Below are 20,984 nucleotides of genomic sequence, written 5' to 3' on the forward strand. Positions count from 1 at the left end.
CACTGACACCCTGCTGGCCAAGCCGTGAGCGGGCGATGTCCGCGAGCCAGCTGTGCCCGATCGCCCCCGGGATGATCGCGTGTCGTGTCCAATCGGCCCGTACACGGGGACATACGCCGCTTTTACCAGCGAGCAGCCGACCGATCGCGCCATCGCGCACGCATCGCGTGGCGTGCCGTCGCACTTGACCGATCTCAGCCTGTTGTTCGCCGCCTTTCATCTGGTTGTCATCGATCAGACGTTTTGCGCGTGCCCCCACCTCGTCTATGTGCGCTACATGGACGATTGCCTGCTGTTTGCGAAGACACGATGGCATCTGCGTCGAGCTGTCAAACAACTGAATCAATTTTTGGTTTCCTATGAGTTCAAACCACACCCAGACAAAACCTTCATTGGCAAAGTCGACAAAAGCTTCGACTGGATGGGCTGTCTTTTTAACGCCGACGGCTGCGCCGCCGTCACGCCGCGCGCCTTAGCCAACCATGCGATAAAACTTCGCCGGCTTTGTGAGCAGGCGCGACGCGGTAGCCTTGCCAAGGATCTGCGACGTGTGGAGGAGTATCGAAAGTGGTGGACGGGGTGGGCAATATCGGGTAGCCGCATCGGCTGGTTGACTCATCCTGTTCGCCTACGACGGTGGCTCCGCCTCGCCCCGACGCCAAACAGCGTCGCTGCTTCCTTAGTCTGCCATCTTCAAGAATCTTATCGCCGCTGAGTACTCCCCCACCGCAGCGCGCCTATTGCCCGCCACTACGGGCCCTCCCGCCCGTGCTTCGACCCGTCTCCCGCGTTAGACGCCGAGAAGTCAATAAGCGAACACGAACCCCCACTTTTCCTTGCCTACCTCTAACACGACTTCGTACTCGCGCGGGCTGTCTTGGTTCGAAGGCACCGGTATCGGCGAACTAAACTTCAATACGGTCTCGTGCGTGACGACATCCTTGCCCTGTCCGCCCCTCCGTGCTCTGTCGCTGTCCTCAAAAACCTTCAAGTTTTCGCCGTTGCTGTCGACAGGTACGGGGTTGATATACTTGAATTTTGCCGTCTCCACGCGCACTCCACTTTGAGTAGGAATCTCATAAATCAACTTAAGTGCAAAGAGTCCGGTTCCGTGATAACCGTCTGGCAGAAATATCTGGTAGGGTCTGCGCAGCTCATGGGCAGAATCCGGCCGGGGGGCGGCGTCGGGACCTTCGATGGTTTGCACTCCCTTTCGGAAAAAGGGCGTCACTTTACTCAATGGCAAGAGTTGGTAACCATACACCTTCACGTCGAATCGGGTTAATAATAGCCGAGGCATCTTAGCCGGACTTCGTGGCAGCCAGAATACCGTCACCGTTGCATTACCCTCGCGCTCGCCCTTGAGCTCGACCGTGCCGCCGGTAACCGTTGCGTGCACGGCGCCCGTGCCCGTCGCTTCACATGACAGCGACAACCCGTCGAGGAGGCCTTCGAGTTGCACCTGGACCGATTCGGCTTGTGCCACCAACTCCAACGGCTGCGGCACGTTAAGACGCACGCAGGGAAACAAGGTATTTTGAAGTCTCTCTGCGATCTCAACCACGCAGCCTAAGATGCCCTTTGCGGTCGGTTCGTCGTTTCGCTCCCTCGCATAACTCCGGATGCTTGCCTCCATTACTGTGCCGCCGGTCTTATTCGCCAGCGCCGCCGCGACGGCCCACGCGCCTGCGGTGTAAGCGCGAGCAAGCAGCTTCCCTATCGCATTCGCCAAGCTTTTCTCGCTGGGGCTGATGTCGCGCCCGCTCGATACTTGATCGGTAACGTAGACACGTTTGATCGCGTCGACGATGGGCTGCAACTGAGCAGCAAGCGCCGTTTGGTCCCGACCATCCTTTGGATACTCGCCGACATCGCCACCGGTGGAAACAGACATTAAACCACATGCTTTTATAATCTCCTTGGCCAATGCTTTTTTCACCCTTTCGATGTGGTCCTCATTCAGCGATAAATTACCCTCTTGCTCTGTAAAATATGTTCCATCATAGTTAATACTAAGTTGTTGGTTGCCTGTCACTTTAAGAGTGTTGGAATCAAACTTTACGTTAAGCATCCCGCCATCTGTCGATAAACCCTTGTCCGTGTCCACATGCAACTTAAGCGAGCTGCCCTCAATTTTCACCCCGTTACCCGTTTTCACGCATAGGCCCGCTTCTGTGCTCAGCGCGCCTTCAGCCTTGACTGCGATGGTGACTTTGTTTTCTGCAAGCTGAACACCAATCCCGGGTTCGACCGCGAGACCTTGGTGATTGACCAACAATCCGCTAGAGCCGGGTTTCAGTTTGACGCTTAATTTGTGATCGCTTGAGTTCCAACCCAGCCCCTTGCCTGGCGCTGCCGCTCCTTCTCCCTCAGGCAACCCGATCGCTTTGCGACCAATGTCCGCCAACTCGATCAAATCATGATAATGCGTTTCATTGGGCGTCGCGCCCGTCACAAACTCCTGTTTTAGCTTGTTCGCGCTCTTCATCTTAGCTCTCCCAGATCAAATATTGTCCCAGCGGCTACGCTATGCCCACACCTCGCATCGATACCATGGTGGTGTCTTAAAGCAAAAATTTCTCAATGTTCAAGGTGAGATAGCCCTCCTTGACGATTAATCCGCCTTCGGGATCCACCTTCACCTTTAAGCAACCTTGTTCGATGACCAATGTTTGGTTGTCACAGTTCAGTCCGAGTTGGCCGTTGGCAAAAGACTTTACGCCCGGTCCAGTCGCCACTGACAACTGCCCTTCGCGATCGACGAGCCCTGAGTTGTCTTCGACGTTAAGTTTTAACTCGTCGACATTTGTTGCCTTGTCCCGTTCACACATGATGCCCCCGCCACACCGGACAGACAACGAGCCATTTTCCGTTGTGAGCCCATTACCGCATTGCACCACTAATCCCGTATTGTCAGCCACCAAGCCGCTATTAGGCTGGCACTTCACTTTTAGACGTCCACTGGACTCCGCCTCTAGGCCATCGCCCGCCGATGGGGCGACGCTCGCAAAATCGATCAATTTTGCAAATTCCATCTCGCCAGGTACTTTCCACGCGCTAAAATTCTCTACCAACTCATCCTTTTTGGACTGTTTCATTTTCAATACTCCTATTTTCTATTTCAATACATTATTTCCTTAGCTCAACGTGTGCCGTTTATGAGAGCGGTTTTAGTAGATGTGGGTAAGTATCTTCCGAATCTCCGACGTAGACCACCTGCTGCTCAAGGCGAGCCTGCCGTAATTTATTTTTTCCTTCCGAATTGATCCTCTCTTTCAGAATATCTTCTTCTATTTTTATTTTAGTTCCATGATCCGCGATTTGCACGAACCCAATTCCAGCGCGTTCATCCGTGGGCCGCTCTCCCACACCAAGCAAATTCAAGAGCCCATATGACTGATCGCCGACCGGTCGACCCCCTTTTTGCCACTGTTGATATTTATACGCAAAATGCCTAAATTGCAGATCACCTAGCCAGTGCAATTGGATATTCAGATGACTAGGGGCTTCTTGCCGAACTATTTGCTCGATCCACTGATTTAATTCACTTGGATTACCGTGTTGCCCCACCCAGCTTCGATTTAATACTACGCTCAACGTGAATGCAAACGTGTCTTCTTTGTAGGGGACGGACCAACCGTAAAGGGCTGACGTAGCAGCATCTGGCCATGCTGGTTCGCTCGAGGAGATGTTGTCTAAATCCACTGGGCGGACTTCGAGGCGACTCTTTTTTTCTGTAGTAATGTATTGATTGCCTGCACCTATCCATTGGACAGTCACGATTCCTTGTATCGGATCGCTATCCGTCACCTGAACAACAATATCTTTACAGCTTTCAACTTCTCTCAGCTCACCGGCCGTCGCCACACTTTGCCATCTCGCTTTAGGTCGCAACGCAAATCGGTCCCCCGTCTTAAGACATATCGGAAACGACGGCTGCACCGTCAGCGTTGCGGTTCCGTCCTTGGAAACATTATTATCGATGTAGCGAAGATCATACACCACGCGCTTTAACCAATCCGGACTGATTCGCCATTTCCATGTGTAACCAGATTCATTTAATAAGCGAACGCTACGTTGCAAACGCCGGTGCTGTTCCAAATCAATTTCGATCTGCGCAGATTTACCGTCACCACCAGTTTTTACCTTGTGAATTACGATGCCAGTGATCGGCTCGAGCGTTATTCCATTATGCTTGGCTTGTAGCTCGATCAACTGCCCAACACGCAGTTGCCCGTTTTTTACATCCGCCAAAGAAAGGCTTAACAGCTGCTTGTCATTCTGGTCACGCTTATCTTCGTTGTCATTGACCTCCTTCCAATCCATGTTGACAAGCTTTGGATCGGGGGCAACCGGCAATAGCTCTTGATGCTCGATCAAATAAAAGGGCAGCGAGTCAGGAAACGAGGCGCCGGCTTGTTGCAGCGTTTCATCGAACAGCACCTGGCCAATACCGAGGCGCGCTGCAATCTTGCGCTGCAACGCCGAGATGTTACTGATGCTGATTGCCGCGCGCTCGTACGACAGCCGCGTCATCTGCCGCAAAAAGCCTTGCTGCACGTGGCAAAATTCTTCCGGTTTGGATCCCAGCAGCGTGCGTGACGCGCGACACTGCCCAAAATAGCCCAGCAAATAATTGACGATTGCCAATTCTTTCTCATTGTCTTGCGACTGGTGCTCACTTTCCTGTTTCAGCGCGTCGCGCTCGGGAAGAGTGCGCGCAGTTTGTTCGTGAGTAAGCGCATCTTGGTCGGCATTTGGCCAATCAGCGGCGCCCCATATCGCGGCCCTGGGATCTCGGTCATCAAAGGCCAATAGGCGCGGCAGCTTTTCCAACTGATCGGCGCTGTTCGCGACCTGTTGCTCGAATGGACGGAGAAACCGCAGCAGTTGTTTTGCGTTGAAATTTTGGTCGAACTGATCGGCCCCTTGCTGCAAACCATACACCGGTGGCAACCAGGACCCAGCGCTGCGGTAATACGCAGGATGCCGGTATTGGCCGTATGGCACCCGCCTCCTCTCATCGCGTTTAGCTTGTGTCCCCTGCGTCAGTCGCGCTTTGAGGCACTTGTTGACTACCCGGGGCTCCACCGTAATAGTTTGCCCACGCTTGCGCACTATGATTAGCCTGCCAAGCGGAGAGTCCTTCAACAGGCCACTTGCCGGATCGACCCACAATTGCGCTTGCGCATTGGCGGCAATCTCAAGTGCCTTTTCCGGTGTTTGCCCGTTTTGTCTGTCCCACCACACCCGCTTGATGCCACGCACGGTCATCATCGCAGCTATCAGCGACGAATACGACACTAAACGCTTCGTAAGCTTGCCTTGATCGTCTATCCCACGTGACGGCGGCAAGTCGGCAATCCAGCCATGTTTCAGATGCGGTCCGGCATAGACTGCTTCCGCCGCCTCGCCTTGCGCCAGATGCACCGCAGCTGATTGACGTATCGGCCACGGCAGTAATGCGTCATTGACCTTCCAGATCACTAACGCAACGATCTGAGCCGTTTGATCAGCCGATAGGTCGTCTTCCAACTCGATGACGACCTGCGGTTCTTGCTTCGTGGGCGTTAAAAGGCAAATATCGGTGATTTCCCATTCACACAGGTTTCGGTTGTCCCTTAGACAGGCTTGTAGGCGCTTCTTCGCGTCATCTTCTTTCACACCAGGGTTCAGGGTCGCCCATAGCCGATACTGCCCGGGGACCCGGTAGCTCTGCTTATTCTTTTTTTCTTGCTCAAACTGATTTTTTTCTTCCCCTACAAACAGGAACATATAGCGATCGGTGTCATAGATGTAAGCATAGCTTTGCTCTGGCGACACAGTCGCAATCTGTACATCCCTGAACAAGAAAGTCGAAGATTCGTTATCGGTGTCGGTCAGATCCAAAAGGAGACGCCGGTAATCATTGAGGGTCACTGGTCCACAGGTCAACGCGGTTTCCGGACCGAACTCCGATGCGAAGATGCTGCTATCGTTGCCAGTGCCATGATTCAGGCACGTTGCGCTTTTGTTGGGCACCGATTCTGGCGTCAACAAATCGGCCAGCGGTAGTGTGTGCCGATAGCTCACATCCGACACCGCAAAGGTGAGCGCTTGCAGCAGCGTCACGCCGGGATCGGCGTCACTGCGTGCACTCCAGCTCTTTCCCGCATATACCGTGAGCGCATCCTGTGCAGTCGACCACAACGTATCAAAGTGAATCGGATCCTGTGCAGTATCGCCTGCTGTTGAATCGGCCTCGGTGGTCTGCCTCGTGGTATCAGCCATCGTTAACCTCATTGTTATGTTGCCGTGACGCCTCGTGCGCCCCCGAAGACTTACTATTCGGCGCGCCGTTATCAGACAATCGCGCAGCGTGCACGTTGAGCGTCACGAACTGTCCAACCTGCGCCGAGTGCAACGTCACATCTTCTAGCTTCACTGCTGCACCAAGTCGATACACACCGCACGCTCGCTCGCCGGCAACCACATCGAATTGGCTGGTCGTTGCGTTTGGATTCGACGTCAAACACTTGGGCGCCGCATAACGCTGCGTATCCAATGTCGATGCAGCCTCCTTGAGTTGCTTGCCTTGCACCCACAATCCCGTGTCGTTTTGCTGGCTCGGCAGTATCAGTCCCGTATCCAGGTCTACCAGCTCCACCTCGGCCTTCGTGTTGATCGGCTCATCGTGCAGTCCTAATACCTGCGTGGGAACCGTCACCCGTAGCGTTGCCCGTTTCTGTCCGTTACTCACCATCGTCACATCGCGGTAGTACGACTGCGAGTCGTTTTGCTTCGGCTCCATCCAGGCGATCGTCAGACCTTCATATTCGAGCGGCACACACGTGAGCACCGCCACTTGCCCGGGCGAGGCAGCGAAATCCTTGTCCTGGCTTCCATTCAGACGCACCGCTTTGACTTCGTGGACCTCCGGCACCGAACGCAGCACGTCCCGCACCGCGCCGTGCGTGATCGCGCGACCCATTACTTGCACACTGCCATCGTCACCCGCGCTCGCCCACGGCACAAACGCGGCCTGCAGCGCCGCTTGCACTCGCGCATCGCCAACCGTGCGACTCAGCCCCAACCGATAGTCGGCCTCCCAGCTCACGATGACTACCACATACTCCGGATTCACGCATTTCAGCGTCAACCACGGCGACGTGCGCGCCTTTAACCACGCCTGCATTTGACTTAAGTGCGCCGCACTTAAACCCGGGCGCAGCCGGTCCTCGCTGTCGCTCAGTGGTGGTTCCGGCATAATGGCGATTGTCTGCTTTAATGTGCCGTTGTTCGGATCGCGCTCAGGCGGCAGCACCGCTAATTCCCGAATCTGCGGATACTGTTCGTGCAACAAAGTTTGCAGATCTTGATTGTTCAAGCCTCGGTCACGGTGCCGTAGCCGGCGCGCAATGCGCGCGTCAAACTGCGCCTGCGTCTCCACTGCTTGTCCGCCCGTTGATAACCACGGCTGCTCGACTGACTGCAGCCCAGCCGGTGCATCCAGCGCTTGCGTCACACTGCCCGACTTTAACGCTTGCGTAAAAAGCTCGGTTGCCCGTATTGCTTGCGCTGCGTTTGTCACCCATCCGCTCAGCCACGGCAGCGCCGGTAACCACGGCCGCTCCCGATCACGCGGCGGCAGCGTTTGAATGCTTGCCCGCAGCCACATCCGGCCCGCCGGCAAGCTTGTTGGTGTACTGCTCGCATCGCCTGGCCAATCTACTGACCACTGACCACTCATACGCCACCCATCGGTGCCGTCGGCCACCGGCAGTCGCTGCCAGCGCTCGCCCGGCGCCAAGTATTGCCACTGCAGCGCGAGCGCGCCTGGGCTGTGCAACTGCCAGTGCAGCGTCAGCCATTGGCCCGCCTCAATGCCTTTTATCCCCAGATACAGTTCCGCATCCGCCAACAGTTCTCGCTCGTCAGTCGGCGCATATCCAAACGGCGCAATCACCTGCTGTGTCACCTCAGTATCGGCGGCGTCATAGTCAACCTGCAACCCCGACCATTGCGGCACATACGGCGCACGCCATTGGGCCTTGGGCACCATCACTGGCATCGGTGTACGAATGGTTTCGATGTGGTTTTCCATCGCCGGCATCGGAACCTTCTTGCTCGACTCGCCCGGTACGTCAACGGCCACCAGCTTCGGGACTTTCTGTCCTTCGACATCCTGTAAGCAAGTCACCTGCGTCGTGATCGTGTGCTGCGTCTCGAGCACAATCGTTTGCGCCGGTGTCCGCAGGTGCGCGTCATATTCTGCGTGCAGAAACGATTGTTGCAATTCGATCCGCACCCGCCACGGCCAGGCGGCCGAATCGTCGTTGTCGGGGACAATCGTGTGTGCCGCCACGAGTGGCAAGCTGACAGCGTCCAGCGCAATCGTCCAAGGCTTGGGTTCTGGTGCCTCGCTTCCGACAAATAGCGGCAATGCTCCGCCCAGCGACTGTATCTCACCTTGCTGGCGTCGCATAATCGACGCTTGCACAGTAAAGGCTGCGTTGCTGGCCGGTTTGTTTAGGTAACCTTCATCCGTTGCGATCTGTCCGGCTACCTTGTTTCCATTCGTCACTTGCTTTGCAGGACTGCCTTGCAGATGCGTCGCCAACTGATCCAACGTTTTGCCGTTCTTTAAATCGACATTCAGGTTCGCGTCCAACTTAAGCCAGTTTGGCGTACTCTGCGTCGGATCCGGCCCATACCAGTCATGCAATGACATTTGCGGCAACCCGACCCATGTTGGCGTCACTGTGATGTGCGTCAATTTCGGTCCCAACCGCCACCATTCCGGCGAGATCAAATTGACTCCCCGCCCCTTGTCGGCCCGCTCGCCAAACGGCAAGCCGCCGCCCGAGAGCGCCGTGCCGTCGTCGGTTGCACACTGCACGTTGACCGCGCCCTTCACTGACACCGCCAAGCGTGTCACCTCTGGCACCGACTCACCTGACTCGCTCGTCAGTCGCAGCAGCGGCGTTGCCGCCTGTAAGCCATCCAGATTTGACACTGGCGTGGGCGCGCCCGCCTGTGCCTCTAGACTGAAAGTTTGTTCCGTGGACTGTTGATTCGTGACGCCCTTGAGCTCGACCCACGCCTGCCCAATACTAAGCTCGGCCTTTACCGCCGAGCGCGGCGCCTTTTTGAAGGTCACCGTCCACGAGCGCTGCCCGCCCGCCACCGCCAACACGGGCGAACCCACCACCCGACCGCTAATCACGGCCCGGTCTGCATCCGGCCGTGCAGCTTCACCGGACTTGGCCGGCGCCACCTCGAATAAACGCACGCCTTCGCTGGGCCACGCAATGCCGGCCGCTTCGTCATACACCACGCATGCCCGACGCCCGGTGCGCACCAGCGGGTCACGCACCACCCACCGCATATCCGTGAGGCGCGCCGCATTCACCGTCACCGGTTGCTCGAGCGCATACTGCACCGCATTGCCCGCACTATCGTGTCCCGCATCGAGCCGCAACCCCGCCGGCAGCACCAATTCCCGCACCCCGTCGGCCAACGTAAAATGCACGGTTACCTGATCCGCTTGTCCCGCCCGCGGCTTAAGCGCCAGCATCTGCCGGTAATACAGCGCACGATGCTGGGCCGGCAACGCATTGAATAGCGCCCGCCGCGTCTCCAGCAATCCCATCAACGCGAGCAAAAACGCGCGCTCGGGGGGCAGGCGTTGGTCTGCCTGCTGTGGTGACTCGTACAGTTCGGTCAGGCGCTGCCGCTCAACAGCCCACGCCCGATCCGCTGCTTGACGCTCAGCGGAATCGTCTTTCCATGTGTCACTCCATGCACCCGCGTCATGCCCCAACAGCACTTGCGCCCACGTGCCAATGACCCTGTCTTGCTTATCTTTGAACGGCAGCCGCTGGCAATATGCACGAAAGGCATCCAATTGTGCGCCGATCGAGCGGTCATCCAATACGAACGGAGTTACGTCGTCATTGTCTGCCATGGTTATCGGCTTTGATGTGTGCATGCGTCGTCCTGTTTATTTGGTGCATCAATTCGCCTTCACGTTGACCTGCGTCACCACAAACCGCCCTTTACCGGGTGTTGGCACGCCCACCGTTGGATCCGGTGTGCTGGCAGGCGGTGGCATCGTCGCAGGCGCCGTCGGAATAAACATCGCCTGACATTGGCCCCCTTTGAGCAGCACCGGTGCACCACTGAACACCTGCTTACCGATTTGATCGGGCGCCGCCATTAATAACTGGATCAGGCCCACGCCCGGCACCGTAAAGCTGCCCGACACATATGGCACACTCGGCACCACCACTTTTGCCACATCGCTGATCACGCACCCGGGCTTGCCCTTCACCATGAACCGTCCGGTGCCGGTCAGCACCGCTTGCGCCGGCGCCATGAGCGTTCGGTTACCGAAGTTGGGTTCAAACATCACCATGTCACCGGTGGCCACCATCAGCTCGCCCATTAAAAACCTCCGCCCGTGCCGTCTTGCAGATCCAGCGCACCGGAGACGCGCCGCGTCTGCGCCTGTCCCGCCAAGCGGTACGTCACCGCGATCCCTAACCATCCCGGTTGATGCGCCTCCTGTTGCATATCGATTTGCACAACCTCAGCGCGCGGCTCCTCCCGCGCTACGCTCTCGAGAATGCGGCGCCGCAAACCCGCTAGCACACCTTCGGATAGGCTCGCAAACACCGCCGCCTGCAAGTCGCAGCCGTACGTGCTACGCATGATCCGCTCGCCCAGTTGAGTTTGGAATAACACTCGCAAACTCTGCTCCACGTTATGCACGCCGGCCGACATCGTCACCCCACTGTCTCCCTCGTGCTCGGGCAACTTAAAAGTTGGCGGAAACGCCCAGCCCTGACCGTACATATCCGATTCGGTGTCCTCAATGATCATTATCGACTCCTATTTGTCTACGCTGCGTCGGCGCTAGCCCAGGTTCACCATCGCGCCCTTCACGTTTGTGATCCCACTGCCACCCACGTTCGTCGTGGCCTGACCTTCTACGCTCACCTGTGCACCCGTCACGCTCGTCTGTGCTTGGCCATTGAGCGCCACCTTGGCCCCCGCCACACTCACCTCAGCGTCACCCTTCACGTCAACCTTGGCGCCCTTGACCTGAACGCTCTCATTGCCACTAAGCTTTGTCGCCATCGTGGCATCGACCGCCACTTCATTGGCCGACACGCTCGCTTTGTCCGGCGTCATCGCCATCCGACTGCGCTCGCTTGACCACGCCACCCCTTGCTTGCCTTGCCCCGATAACTTCATCTGCGCCTCAAGCTTCACATGCTTTTCGCTCGACACGGTCACGCCCGCCTTGCCTTCTAGCGTCACTTGTTCGGTCGCATTCACCTTAAGGTTTTTCTTGGTCATCCACGACACATCCCCCTCTTCGGCTTCCACCGTCACCTGCCCCTGCTTGGCAGCAAACGCCAGCCCCTTCTCTTCGCTCATCACCAGTTGTTGCTCTGGTGCCGAGTCTTGCCCCACTGCCCACTGCAGCGCATGCTGCTCCCGATCGAAACTGAACTCCAGCCGCTTGCCTTTATGCCGTAGCACGATCGCCTTCTTCTCATTTTTCGCGCTCGGCGCGAACGGCGCCACTTGCTTTGGGTTATGCAGCGACGCCACAATCACCGGGTCCTGCCCCACGAACTCCAGTGCCACCTCGTCCTCGGCTTCCGGATAAAATGTCACCCCGCTCTGGGTACTCGCATACGCATGCCCCATGCGCGCCCACAGCACTAACGGTCCCAACATCGGCACCGTCACCGGCACCCGGTTCCATGTCGCCGGCTTCGCATCCGTTTGGTGCTTGGCCACCTTACCGATCACCAATTCTGCCGGCGCAGGTAGCGACGGTGCCACTGCTGCCGCCTCGTCCAAGCCGATCCCCACGATCGTCTTGCCCACCCGCAGCGTCGAGTCGATCTCGTATTCGAGCTGTGTCACGATTGCGCGCCCGTCCAACGCTGGGCCAAATCCAGCTAACTCCAACGTATCGCCCAACTCAATCGCCTGGCAGCCCGTCACCGTCCAGTGCCCACGCACCGCCTGCGCATGCTGTTGCGTGAGCCAACCATCGGTCGCACTTTGTTGAATCGCCGCTTCCCATTGCCCAGTTAGCGACGCCAACCAGCGCGTGTCTTTCAGGGGCTTGAGCCGAGTCGGCGTCAATCCCCCTGCGCCTAGGCTGGCCGGTTTCGCTGTCTTCTCCACGACCGCCTGCGCATTCAAGTCCCAGCTTGTCGTATGCGCCTGCTGCGGTTGCGTCAGCCCCGAATACGCCCATTGGGCCTCGAGCAGGCTCATCCCTGGGTGCTGCGCGGTGGCCCCAATCCGGTGCGTCTTGCCGCCCAACTGAGGCGGGTGAATCCTGACGCCCCCATCGGCCTGCGGCCATAACCACGCGCCGTGCTGGCCTGCCACCGCTCGCACGAATGTCCAGTCCGAGCAATTCCATTGCATCCGCTGCATAGGCTCAGCGACCGGCATCGTTACCTGCGCTTTCACGCCATGCTCGCTCAGTATCTGCCGTAACACGCTTGCATCCGTACCCTGCTTCAGAATCCGGCTGTCCTGCCGCGCCTTCAACCCCTGCAACCGGTGCTTGAGTCGCACCTTCAGGCGCCGGCCCGTGCTACCAACCTGAACCTGCACCGTCGCCACCATGCCGGCAAACAGCAGCAGCTTGCCCACCTTCATGCTTAAGCTCTGGCCAATTGCGCCTTGCTCGAGCAGACGCGTAAGCACCGCGTAGTCATCGTGCGGCGCTTGCGGCATTGTCAGCAGTACCGTCGCTGTCGGAATTTCGTTGACTGCGCGACGCACTTCAATGCGCTCCACCCATACGTGCTTCGGATCCAGCGGTTGACCATTTACGCGAATCTCAAGCTCGGCCGGCGCTTCGCCCACCCCTTCTCTGCTGGTCATGTGCGTGCGGCCCGCGGTACCCCGCAGCGCCGAGCCGGCTTCCAATAGCGCCGCGCTCGACTGTGCAGCCTGACTGATCGTGTCCGCCCAGGGGCCCACTACGTGGGTCACCGCGGCTTGCGCGTCCGCAGCCACGTCCGCGACCGCTGAGCTGGTTTGATCCACCACACGATCCAAGGCCGACACTGCTTGATCAGCCACCGCACTCACGCTCGCTTCAGCCTGGTGCACCGCCTGTTTGATGCGCGCCTTAAATGATCCGAATCTCATCGTTGTGCTCCCGCAACGGTTTTATCCCGCCCCACCCGCGCAGTGCGGTCTCGCTACCCGCTGCCACACCCGACTCACTTAATCGCGAGCCATCGGCCCGGCTTCAATTCACTCAAATTGGATAGCCCGTTGGCCCGTGCCACGGCCAAATAATCGGCCTTACCCGCCGCGCCGCCTGACTGCTCGAGCAGATTGGGCAGCGGCGTCTTAGCATCCGCGCTCACCAGTTGGCGTGACACCGGCTGCCCCGCCCGCAGCTTGGCCATATCATCGCTCGTCTCGCCTTTGAGCGTCAATGTCGCGCTCGCCCGCAGCGGCGCTGCGTTGCGATCAAACAGCGTATAGCTCACCGATAATTGCTGCAGCCGCCCGGCAAAAAAGCCATGCCCGTGCCAGCTCATCTTGCCCCATGTCACGCGCAGAAACGGCGCTTCGCCTTTCGGTCCGACGGTAAAGCACAGCGCACGCAACTGGCTCAGCTGAGCATCCACCGGCTTGCCGCCGCTAGGGCCGCGCGCATCCAAAATCAACTCCAGACTTAACGTCGGCGGCTCGACCTGCCGATACCAACTCACGTCATGACGCTGATTGATACCACTCGACGTTTGGTACGACGCCGCATAGTCCAAACTAATTGTCTGCGGGTTGTACATCGCCGTGAGCGTGCCAATTTTCTTTTGCCCATCGGCCCCCTGATACGCCTCTAGCGTCAACTTCGTCAGGCCTCGCTCGAGCAGCCCCATCACAGTCGCTCCCGTTGTTCGTTCAGCAGCTCCAGCGCCCGACGCGCCACTTGCTCCACCCACTGCTGCTCGCTACGCATCGGCAGCGCCGTCGTCGGGTCGCGCGGCGCGGGCAATTCACTGACCACCCGCGCTTCAATCACCAATTCCCGAATCTCAATCGTCATCCCTGTACTCCCGCCCAATGCATTTGCCGGTACGCCAACTCCAACGTATCAATCAGCACTTCATTTTTTGACGCATCCAATTCGCCAGTTGTCCACGATACCGGCAGAGCATCAGTGAGCGTCCAGCTGCACACCGGCCGGTATTCGCCGTTGAGCAACAAAATCACCACACTCACGTATGTGCTCGCCGCGTTACTCAGTACATGATTGAACAGCATTGTCATCGGCGTGACCGAAATCACGCCGCGCTGCAGCACCAATGTGCCATGCTGTACCTGATCGGGCAGCTGCACCGTGCTCAGGTTGTCCCCGCCTTCGCGCAAGCCCGTCACCGCCAGCGTGCGTCCCAATCCTGAAATCTGCGCAAAGTGCATATCCAGTGGACTGGGCACCCGTTTGATAAAAAACGTCGCCTTAAACCGGTGCGCCAGGCTGGGCGCAGTCACGCGTGCCGCGATCGTCTTCATGCCAAGGCTCCTCTCACCGTCTCGGTGCCCGCCGCCGTCGTGTCGCCCAGCTTCAGCACCAGCTTGATTTCAATGCGCTCGGCCGCATGTAGCACCGCCACGGCCACGCTTATGATCAAGCGGCCTGCATCGATGTCCACCTGCGTCATGGTCTCATTCAGGCCTACGTGCACCGAATACGCTGATGTCTCATCGGCACCTGCCAAGCCTCCCTCCAGCCACAGCTGCCGCAGCCACGCGCTGCACAAGCCACGCAATTGAAACCAGGTCACCTCGTGGTTGGGCTCGAACACCGCAAACCGACACCGTTCGCGCAAGTTGGCTTCAATCCACGTCACCAGTCGTCTGACCTGCACATACCGAAAGGGCGAGCCGGCCTCGCCCGACAATGTCCGGCAGCCCCACACACGCGTGCCCCGCCCTGGAAAACTGCGAATTAGGTTGATCGACGCGCGAGACACGTCGAACCACCCGCTCGCTTGCGTCTCTAGATACTGTGGCTGAAGCACATGTGACAGCGCCTCATTGGCCGGCGCCTTCCACACCCCGACCTCGCGGTCTGTGCGCGCGATCACGCCCAGCACTGCCCCACATGGCGGCACGACCCAGTATTCGCCATACAATCTAGACGCCGGCTCTTTCAGCCCTGCCTTATTGCTCGAACGGTAATCAGTCACCAAATGTGGGCCATACAGCGCGGCGTGCTGGCCCAGTTCACCCAGTGGCTGTTTTTTACGCAGCACGTCAATGCAGTGCTTCGCAACTTTCGGTTGATTGGGCGCATCCAACACGAAGAACAGATCCGACCGGCTCGCATGCACTGCACTGAGCAGTAAGCGCCATGATTCAATCAGCGCGTCGGCCACTTGATCATTGGTGATTTGATCGTCGACGTGAGGAAAAGGAACTAACGATTCAATGCACGGAACCAGTTGCGGCACGACGACCAGCGTGATCGACGGCTCACTCAATATCGGCGTCAGGTCATTTTGCAGCCGCTTCTTCCACCAAGTTTGCAACGCTTGAAAGGAGGCTTTGTTGGCAGGCTCCGGGGCCGCCCAACTCAGCACAAAGGCGCGCTCCCCACCATTATCGAAGTACTGCTTAATTGTGTCGCGCAGTACACCGGCCGGCAGGTTCACTGCCATTGAGGCATTGTAAAGTCTCAGCGCAGCCTGTCCAGCGCCTTGCCACCAACCAATGAACACCGGCACCGCACTGACTTGAACGTCCTCGTCGGCGCCCACCGGCTCGATCGTCGACATCAACTTTACGCCTGGCTCTGGCCACGCTGGTTCGGTTGTTTCCATCACATCCATGGTATCCATTCTCGTTATGCGATCTCGTCATCATCAACTGCCACCACTAGCTCGCCTTCACGACAAATCAGTGCTACGCTATCCTTCGCAGTCCTGATCTACACAATCAGCTATTCCATCGAACATCCATCACGCCCCTCAGTTCGGCAGTGCGTGGCTTTCGTTGACCACCCCAGCGCGGCGTACGCTTCGTTCATGATCCGACTTCAGCCAGGGCTCGTGCACCTCTTTAAGGCCGCCAGCCTGCCTATAAGCAATTAGTTCGGCACCATGTCTTGCGTGAGCTGCAGCACGATAAACTCCGCCGGCCGCACCGCCGCCAGCCCCATCTTGATAATCATCCGGCCATTGTCAATATCGTCCGGTGTCATCGTCACTCTTAGTCCGATTTGCACGAAATACGCTTGTGTGGGCGTCTCGCCCTGCAGTGCGCCCTTGCGCCACAGCGCAAATAAGTAATGATCCAACGCGCTGCGCACCGCCTCCCAGGTCGGTGCATTGTTGGGCTCGAACACCATCGTGCGCAACGTCGCGCACGCATCGCGTTCTACTGTATTGAATAGGCGTCGCACCGAGATGTAGCACCACGCCATCTCGCTCGGTCCTGCCATCGTACGCGCGCCCCACACCATCAACCCTTGACCACGAAACGAGCGAATCGCATTAATTTTGTGATTGACCAGTGTCTCATTTAGCGCGTCGTCAAGGCGAATGGGTTGAGGATCACCGCTCGTTGGCACTGAGACCAACTCCGTCACCCCCGCCAACGCCACGTTTGCCGGTGCCCTCCACACACCGCGTTCACGATCCACTCGCGCAATAACCCCAGCCATCGCTGCACTTGCGCGCACAATCACAGGCCCGGCTATCTTCTGTTGCGCGGCGGTGCGGCACTTGTCGTAAGTTTTTTGCAAAAACTTGGCATTTTGCTTAGCCTCCTTCGCCGCGTTTTCACCTTTCTTTACTTCGCCTTGCCAGCATGTAATTTTTTCTTTCAAATTCTCTAGGGTTAGGCTGCCCAATTCATCGCCTGGCAAACCCGCTTCGGCCATCGCTTTTTGCTGTCCTGGCGTGGCGGTCTCTAACATCACACCAGCATCCGCCTTCTGACGAAATCTGTCGTAAATTCCTTGCAAAACATTGGACTTTTTCGCCAAGTTTGGATCTTTTTTTTGTTCACTCAACGATGCAATTGTGTCTTTCACGGTCGCTAGGGTCCATTTGCCCGCCTCACCATTTGCCACGCCCGCTTCGCGTATCGCTTGTTGCTGTTCTGACGTGACGGTATCCAACGCCACGTTAGCATCCTTCTGACAAAGCTGGTCGTAAATTTTTTGCAAAGCATCGACCTTTGTCTTGCCCGCTTGCGCCACATTTCCACTTTCCTTTGCTTTACCCTCCCATAATGCAATCGCACGCTTCAGCGTCGCTAGTGTCGGTTTTTTCGCTTCATTTTCCGACACACCCACCCCAGTCATCGCTTCTTTATGATTGAAATTAGTCACCGTCACGCCAGCATCCGACACCTCACGAACATAGTCGGTAGCCAGCGCCGGGAAATATATGGCCACCTGAGTCGGTTGCGCTACTGTCGGCACTATGAAGGCTGTATTCTCGGCATCCTTTGCCTGCGCATCCGCTAGCAAGAACACGCCGCGGTTACCGCCCGACGTCGCGCTGGCGCCTAACAGCGTGTCCAATTTCTCGTACACTTTGTTGTCTTTTTCCGTGCGCTCGCACCACACGAGCAACGTGATGTCCGGACATTGCTCGATCGCCGCAACCATAGCGGTCAAGTGCGTGTCATCTTGTCCCGGTAGGTGCAGCACATAACACGGCCCCCCGCCGTTTTCGAAATGCAGCCGCACACTGTACGAGCCTAGATAAGGCGTCGAATCCATTACTTCGTTATCCGAATTATCTATTGTGATCGTATCTGACGCACCAAATCGCTTTGTGAATGCCAGCCAACTCTGCACAGGAACGCATCCTTTCAAGGGCGTCCCGTCAATCGAATTAAAGTGCCCGATAAACACGGGCACCGCCGTCTCGCCCGACTGAATAATTAGCGCCCGCGCGTTGCTTTCTTCCACATAGACGCCTGGCACCGCATACGTTACGCTCATAAGTTATCCTTATTTCAATAATGGCATGTAGCATCGCTTGACGCCACTCGACCTGATTCGCTTGCCGCTCGTTAGGCCGACACTACGTCCTGCGTCAGTTGCAGCACGATAAACTCCGCCGGCCGCACTGCCGCGAGCCCCACCTTGATAATCATTCGACCGTTGTCAATATCGTCTTGCACCATCGTCACTCCCAGCCCAATCTGCACAAAATACGCCTGCGCGGGAGTGCTGCCTTGCAGTGCGCCTTGCTTCCACAGCCCGTGCAGATAGTTGTCCACCGCCCCGCGCACCCGCTCCCAAGTCGGCGCGCTGTTCGGCTCAAATAGCGCGGGGCTCATCGCCGTCTTAACATCTTTTTCCACTGCGTTGAACAGTCGCCGCACCGGCACATACCGCCACGTCGTCTGATTTGACTGCAGCGTGCGTGCTCCCCAAATCAGGGGGCCGGTGCCGTGGAATGCACGGATCACATTGATCGACTTGCCGCCCGAGTCTGGTACGTTGGCTTTCGCGTTCACCGCATCCGTAACTTTGAATGCCGACTGTGCGCCGATAATCTCGACGTTCGCCGGCGCCTTCCACACGCCGCGCTCGCGATCTACACGCGCGTAGACACCCGCGACCGCCCCGCTCGGCGGAAAACTAGTGGTATTGACGACGCCGTCTACCGTCAACCACGGGTAATACACCGCTGCGTAAGGCGTATCCGGATAGCTCGCTACCTTGCTAGCCACGCTATTAGAGCCAGTCGTGGTTAGCTCTTCTTTTGGGCCATCAAAAATCGCAAAAACCGTCTTGCCCTCGCCGCATAACGCCGATACTGCAGTCTGAAAAGTACCGAGATTCGCGCCCGCCTGCACCAGCAGCGTCACGTCGTCCAGCGCCGGCACCAACGCAGAGAGCTGGCCGACCGGTGCGATATAGCAATGCCCGCCGCCGTTCAAAAAGTACAGTTTTAGCGACTGGTAAAGCCCGTTTTGCGCAAGAGCTTTGTCGAAATTCTTACCCGCCGCTTCACCGGCTGCTTTTTGCTGCTCGTCACTTTTTCCACTATTTTTCAACCCGGTAATCGCTTCTTTTACCTTCTTTTGCCGCTGTTGGTTCAGCGCCGCGGTGACCGCTAGCCACGAATCGAACTGCGTCACTTTCGTGCCATCGATCGCCTCATTCCATGCCGTCAACTGGTCCGTGTCAAACGCAAACACCGGCACCGCCGTCTGCCCTGTCTGAATCGACAGCGCCAGCCCGAACGGCTCCTCCACGTACACCCCAGGTACTTTGTAATCGGCCATGATCCCCTCTTTGCATTTGTTGCCCACTCATCGGCTCAACCGCTTGACGTCGTGCGGAAGGCTCAATGGAAATTGACCGTCACACGGTCCGCCGCCAGACTTAGCTCTTCGAACGCCACCTCATTGCTCGTCGCCTCCAGGCTCGGCGCGGTAAGTTTGGTCGGAAACGCATTACTCACGTTCCACGTGACTAATAACTCCTTACCCGACTCATCGGTCAAGCTAATCGAAATGTCTTTTTTATCCACCCGATTTAGTGAAATCGAGCTCATCCAGTCATACAACTGGCTGTGCTTGGGCATCACCCCACGCTTGAGCGTAAGCGTGACCGATTGCGCTTGCCCCGGCATCTGGTACAGGCCGCCGAGCCCATCCTTATACTCGATTTTTTCCACCGATTGCTCGAGCCCCGACACGCTGCTAAAAGCCATCTGCTCGTTGCCCACCGTGACCGTAAAGCGATAAGTCGGGATCGGATAAGTTGCCGCCATTGTCTTCGAATCCAGTGCCATATTTTGCCCTCCTACCTAAAAAATCTTTATCGGTTTGCTTTGTTACACTCCACTTCGGGACTTTGCCAAGCACAAAGCACCCTCACCTATTAAGCGGCACAAATTAACGCTAGAGCCGCCGTGCATTTCACAGATTTAATTCAGCGCTTCACGCGCCGCATGATCTGCTCGGTTTGCGCAGCACATTGGCGGCACAGCCATGCGTATTCACGCTCAAGCTCGTGCAGCTGCTCATGCAACTGCGCGTTGTCCTGCTCAAGCCTGCGCAGCATCACCAGCGGATCGTGCGCGGGCCAGCGCGCTGACGTACACCCGTCCAACCATGCCATTAGCTTGTTCAACGTTTTCATCGGGGCTTGCTCCGCTTAGGCTCGCTCAATCATTTCCTCATGCACGCCCCGGCACCGGCGGACGGCCCACGGCACCGTTCATCCGCTGATCGCCTACGGCCCAAAAGCGTGCATCGCCGTTAAACAAGCTTAAACGATGCGGCGCCGTTCGATTGATACAATCTATTTTGAGAAAATCCGCCGTGCCTGTGACGGGCGCACGCGGTGCAGGCGCGCTTAATCGGGACGACGAAAGGGGCTCGCTTGATAGTGATACAGTGCACGCGACAGCCCTACCAGCCGACACGCTCGCGCCAAGCTCACGTTAAAACGCCGTCTCAGATAAACTACCAGCTCTCGCCTCTTATGGGTACACAGTCCTTGTGCGCCCAGCGCTGCCTGCAGTAACTGGCTGTCCATTTCCAGCTGCTTAATGCGCTTGCGCTGCCGCGCGTTCTCGCGCATCAGCACTTCAAGGCGCGCGAGCGTGCCTACATCCAACCCTGCATATGCTTTTTGGATCCGATACAGCGTTGCCGCACTGATTGACCACTGACGACACACCTGCGATAGCGTTTCACCGGCCTGCCGTGCTTGCAACGCAGCGATCATCTCGACTGCACTAAGTTTTCGGCTTCTCATGTCATTGCTCCTATTGTTGAAATAACATGAGAAAGCAAACCACCGTGCTTTTTCAACCATTGCCATCAGTGATGCTGTTTTTATCAAAAAGCTTAAGCACGACATGATCAAAACAACCTGTACTAGATTAAATGACAACGTTGAACTATGAGCGAGGAAGTATCCGACTCTCGTTAGTAAATTGGAGCGGGTGGAAATAAGCCTTCGGCCC

At 57.3% G+C, this 20,984-nt stretch carries 17 protein-coding genes; 1 reads left to right on the forward strand and 16 read right to left on the reverse strand.

The features are described 5' to 3' along the window. Positions 1–79 precede the first annotated feature (79 nt). On the forward strand, positions 80–715 hold the full coding sequence (locus IHE30_RS00680; protein WP_337688010.1) for a reverse transcriptase domain-containing protein: 636 nt from the start codon (positions 80–82) through the stop codon (positions 713–715). Positions 716–805: 90 nt separating this feature from the next. Here the strand turns inward: IHE30_RS00680 and IHE30_RS00685 are convergent, their stop codons facing one another. The 16 genes from IHE30_RS00685 to IHE30_RS00760 form a co-directional block, all read right to left on the reverse strand. Then, positions 806–2,488 (reverse strand): hypothetical protein, encoded by a 1,683-nt coding sequence (locus tag IHE30_RS00685; protein WP_337688012.1) that lies wholly within the window; start codon positions 2,486–2,488, stop codon positions 806–808. Positions 2,489–2,564: 76 nt separating this feature from the next. Beyond that, positions 2,565–3,098: a hypothetical protein gene (locus IHE30_RS00690; protein ID WP_337688014.1), complete on the reverse strand. Its 534-nt coding sequence runs from the start codon at positions 3,096–3,098 to the stop codon at positions 2,565–2,567. A 58-nt stretch (positions 3,099–3,156) separates the two neighbouring features. Beyond that, positions 3,157–6,270 carry a hypothetical protein gene (locus IHE30_RS00695; protein WP_337688015.1) on the reverse strand — a complete coding sequence of 1,038 codons (3,114 nt, stop codon included), beginning with the start codon at positions 6,268–6,270 and terminating at the stop codon, positions 3,157–3,159. Beyond that, positions 6,263–9,946 (reverse strand): hypothetical protein, encoded by a 3,684-nt coding sequence (locus IHE30_RS00700; RefSeq protein WP_337688017.1) that lies wholly within the window; start codon positions 9,944–9,946, stop codon positions 6,263–6,265. The genes IHE30_RS00695 and IHE30_RS00700 overlap by 8 nt, the downstream gene beginning before the upstream one ends. Positions 9,947–9,994: 48 nt before the next feature. Then, a complete protein-coding gene (locus IHE30_RS00705; RefSeq protein ID WP_337688019.1) occupies positions 9,995–10,426 on the reverse strand; it encodes a hypothetical protein in 432 nt (143 codons plus the stop codon). Continuing rightward, on the reverse strand, positions 10,426–10,863 hold the full coding sequence (locus IHE30_RS00710; RefSeq protein WP_337688021.1) for a GPW/gp25 family protein: 438 nt from the start codon (positions 10,861–10,863) through the stop codon (positions 10,426–10,428). The genes IHE30_RS00705 and IHE30_RS00710 overlap by 1 nt, the downstream gene beginning before the upstream one ends. Positions 10,864–10,896: 33 nt before the next feature. After that, positions 10,897–13,173, reverse strand: coding sequence for a contractile injection system protein, VgrG/Pvc8 family (locus tag IHE30_RS00715; protein WP_337688023.1), 2,277 nt, complete (start codon positions 13,171–13,173; stop codon positions 10,897–10,899). 74 nt (positions 13,174–13,247) lie between these two features. Continuing rightward, positions 13,248–13,916 (reverse strand): CIS tube protein, encoded by a 669-nt coding sequence (locus IHE30_RS00720; protein ID WP_337688363.1) that lies wholly within the window; start codon positions 13,914–13,916, stop codon positions 13,248–13,250. Then, positions 13,916–14,083, reverse strand: a complete 168-nt coding sequence (locus IHE30_RS00725) for a DUF5908 family protein (RefSeq protein WP_337688024.1) — start codon at positions 14,081–14,083, stop codon at positions 13,916–13,918. The genes IHE30_RS00720 and IHE30_RS00725 overlap by 1 nt, the downstream gene beginning before the upstream one ends. Beyond that, positions 14,080–14,550, reverse strand: a complete 471-nt coding sequence (locus IHE30_RS00730) for a phage tail protein (RefSeq protein WP_337688025.1) — start codon at positions 14,548–14,550, stop codon at positions 14,080–14,082. The genes IHE30_RS00725 and IHE30_RS00730 overlap by 4 nt, the downstream gene beginning before the upstream one ends. Beyond that, the gene (locus IHE30_RS00735) at positions 14,547–15,878 is read right to left on the reverse strand and encodes a phage tail sheath family protein (protein ID WP_337688028.1); all 1,332 of its coding nucleotides are present in this window, start codon (positions 15,876–15,878) and stop codon (positions 14,547–14,549) included. Before IHE30_RS00735 ends, IHE30_RS00730 begins: the two co-directional genes overlap by 4 nt. Positions 15,879–16,126: 248 nt before the next feature. Then, positions 16,127–17,995: a phage tail sheath family protein gene (locus IHE30_RS00740; protein WP_337688029.1), complete on the reverse strand. Its 1,869-nt coding sequence runs from the start codon at positions 17,993–17,995 to the stop codon at positions 16,127–16,129. Between the two features lie 71 nt (positions 17,996–18,066). After that, positions 18,067–19,290, reverse strand: a complete 1,224-nt coding sequence (locus IHE30_RS00745) for a phage tail sheath family protein (protein ID WP_337688030.1) — start codon at positions 19,288–19,290, stop codon at positions 18,067–18,069. Positions 19,291–19,352: 62 nt separating this feature from the next. After that, positions 19,353–19,802, reverse strand: a complete 450-nt coding sequence (locus tag IHE30_RS00750; protein ID WP_013436258.1) for a phage tail protein — start codon at positions 19,800–19,802, stop codon at positions 19,353–19,355. 140 nt (positions 19,803–19,942) lie between these two features. Next, positions 19,943–20,152, reverse strand: a complete 210-nt coding sequence (locus tag IHE30_RS00755) for a hypothetical protein (protein WP_337688033.1) — start codon at positions 20,150–20,152, stop codon at positions 19,943–19,945. Positions 20,153–20,368: 216 nt separating this feature from the next. After that, positions 20,369–20,773 (reverse strand): transposase, encoded by a 405-nt coding sequence (locus IHE30_RS00760; protein WP_337688035.1) that lies wholly within the window; start codon positions 20,771–20,773, stop codon positions 20,369–20,371. Positions 20,774–20,984 lie beyond the last annotated feature (211 nt).

The organism is Mycetohabitans sp. B46, assembly GCF_037389205.1.
GTDB lineage: Bacteria > Pseudomonadota > Gammaproteobacteria > Burkholderiales > Burkholderiaceae > Mycetohabitans.